Consider the following 2,589-nt stretch of genomic DNA (forward strand, 5'->3'; position numbering starts at 1 on the left):
CGCCAGCTTGTCCTGGGCGGTTTTCATTTCCAGCGGTGCGAACTGGGTCGCTTGCGCCGCCAAGGCGCGCCCCACCGCATCACGGGCCAGGGAGATCTTTACCGCTGGCGGCTGCGGCGTGGCACAGCCTGCCAGTACCCCGGCGACAATCACGGCCCAGGCCGAGCGGCGCAGGCGTTGGCTCACACTGGTCATCTTCATGTGTTGACTCCTAAGCATGTTCTTACGGCTGCCGGGCGATGGGAGCGGCCCCGCCGTATCGCTTGTGTTCAAGCGATCGCGCCATCCTAGGAGGAAAAATACGGGCTGGAAGAATGAAAAATCCCACCTAGTTGTGGGATTTTTCTCAGAGCAAGAGCAAGTCCTACGCCGTACGCGCAGCGACCGCCTCCACTTCAATCAACGCGCCGGGTAACGGCAGCGCCACCACTTGCAACGCCGTACGCGCCGGTTTGTTCGGCTGCTCAGGGGTGCCAAAGAACTGCGTATAGCCCGCCTGCAAGCCAGCGAAATCCAGCTTGCCGCCCGTCTCTTCGGCCCCTACCAGGAACACCCGCAACTGCACGATATCGCCCAGGTCAAGGTCTTGCTGGCGCAGGATCTTGCGCAGTTTGTTGAACACCGACACCGTCTGCACTTCAGTATTGCCATAGGCCGCTGGAGTGCCCGCTGGGGCATTGGCGTCGTGCAGGTCGGGCAAAGTGCCGCTGACAAAAATCAGGCTGGCAGAAGCCGGTACGGTGACGGTCTGCGAGATCGGAAAATCGCCGACGCCGGTGCGTTGAATGCTGTCGCTCATGATGAATCTCCTTATGACGCGGCAAGTGCCGCGCTGTGCTGTTGCTGGATAACCCGCTCGGCCAGTTGCCCGACCACATGGCGCGCCGAGTTGGCCGCCGACTCCTGCCAGATGCCTACGCCGCTTTGCACCAGGCCGTCGCCGGCGAAATACACACGGCCGTGGCCGGCTTCGAGCAAGGCGCTGGCGTCGGCCGGGAAGTGTTCGCGTTGCAGCCACGGGCCTTCGCTGTAGGGGATCTGTTCCCAGGACACCGCCAGCGGATTGCGCAAGTGTTTGGAATAACCGGGGTGCAGCAGTTCCACGGCCTCTTTCGAGGTGGCGTACTGCTGGTCGAAGGGTTGCGCACCAAATACGTCGGCGCCCTCGCCGGTCACGTAGCCCGCCACCAGCAAGCCTTCGCGGGTGTTGAGGTCGTTGCTCGGGTACCACAGCAGGCGCGCCGGGTGTTCGATCCACGACAGACCGCCGTAGGTGCGGTAGTCGGTTTCCCAGAATCGCGGTGACTGCCACGCCACTTTGGTCGCCTGGTCGCTGCGGGTGCTGAGCAAGGCGGCCTTGATCGGGTCACTGAAGTCGGTGTCAAGCTTGGCCAGCAGCGGCAGCGGCAGGGTCGAGATCAGGTAATCGGCGCGCACCACCTGTTCGCGACCGCTGAGCTTGTCGTGATACGTCACCGCTACGCCGTCTTCCAACTGACGGATCTGCCGCACCTGGGCGCCCAGTTGCACCTGGCCCCGGACGTGCTGGTAAAAGGCATCCGTGATGCGGTCCATACCGCCCACCGGCTGGAACATGGTGGCGGAGAACTCTGGGAATTCCGTGTGCAGCAACGCGCCCCACAGCTCCGGATGCAGCAGTTGATCGAGTGATAACGGGCTACGACTGGCGGGCAAGGCGCCGGGATGCGCAGGCGACTCCAGGTGCCCCGAACGGATCGTGCCCTCGAAGGCCAGCGCCTGTGACAGGTCGCCATACACCTGCAAGAACGCCAACAGCCGCGTGCGCTCCTCAGCGCTCAACACATCATCAAGGGCATCGCGCTGTACCGCCTTGGCCAGCAACCCGGACACCTGCCCCCGTGCATCATTGATCGCCTGGCCGACGGTGAAAGCTGGCTTGCTCACATCCGGCCGCACTTGGGCACCATGGCTGCTGTTGACCAGCACTTCCAGCGGCACGCCCAACTCGCTGCAATAGTCGAGAATGGTGCGGTGCTGGCTGGGAATCCGCGCCGGCCCGGCGTTGAAGTAGTGCCCCTGTTCGAACGTTGCGGTTTGCGTGCGGCCGTCCTTGTAATCCACACGATCGCCATTGCGAATGGTCCAAGTGCGGCCACCCACACGGTCACGCGCCTCCAGCACTTGTACCTCGAACCCGGCGCGGGTCAGCTCCAGGGCCGTCACCAGCCCCGCGATGCCAGCACCCAACACCAGCACGCGGGTGCCCTGCCCCAGGCCCGCCTTGAGTTTCAGCGGTTGCGGGCGGCGGTGTGACGACGGGCCCAGCCCCAATGCCGCCAGTGCCTCCTTGACGGCCTGTTCGCCGCCTACCGCAGCAATGCTCGACAGCGCTTCACGTCGTGTCAGTCCCATGTTCAATGCTCCTTAATCCGGCAGGCCCGGTGGGTTGATCAGCGACGTGTCGACGCGCTCGATATCCAGGCCCCAGCGTTGCAGCACCTGTTCGTATTGACCGCCGGCAATCGCGCCTTCCAGGGCGGTGTGGATCGGCTTGACCAGGCCGTTGTCCTTGCGCGTGGTCACCGCGATATCCGCTTTCAAAGGCCA

At 63.9% G+C, this 2,589-nt stretch carries 2 protein-coding genes and 2 pseudogenes; all 4 read right to left on the bottom strand.

The window, feature by feature from the left end:
- Positions 1-201 (bottom strand): annotated as a pseudogene (locus HX823_RS31190) (DUF4398 domain-containing protein); the annotation flags it as partial.
- A gap of 163 nt (positions 202-364) precedes the next feature.
- Positions 365-799: a RidA family protein gene (locus HX823_RS31195; RefSeq protein ID WP_038846317.1), complete on the bottom strand. Its 435-nt coding sequence runs from the start codon at positions 797-799 to the stop codon at positions 365-367.
- Positions 800-810: 11 nt separating this feature from the next.
- Positions 811-2,394 (bottom strand): FAD-dependent oxidoreductase, encoded by a 1,584-nt coding sequence (locus tag HX823_RS31200; RefSeq protein WP_177078482.1) that lies wholly within the window; start codon positions 2,392-2,394, stop codon positions 811-813.
- A 12-nt stretch (positions 2,395-2,406) separates the two neighbouring features.
- Positions 2,407-2,589, bottom strand: a pseudogene (locus tag HX823_RS31205) (ABC transporter substrate-binding protein); the annotation flags it as partial.

Source organism: Pseudomonas sp. P7759 (assembly GCF_013386445.1).
GTDB classification, from domain to species: Bacteria; Pseudomonadota; Gammaproteobacteria; order Pseudomonadales; family Pseudomonadaceae; genus Aquipseudomonas; species Aquipseudomonas azotoformans_A.

What these genes read in the sequence shown, in the direction of transcription:
- HX823_RS31195 (WP_038846317.1), bottom strand. Translation starts at nt 799, where the DNA reads ATGAGCGACAGCATTCAACGCACCGGCGTCGGCGATTTTCCGATCTCG.
- HX823_RS31200 (WP_177078482.1), bottom strand. Translation starts at nt 2,394, where the DNA reads ATGGGACTGACACGACGTGAAGCGCTGTCGAGCATTGCTGCGGTAGGC.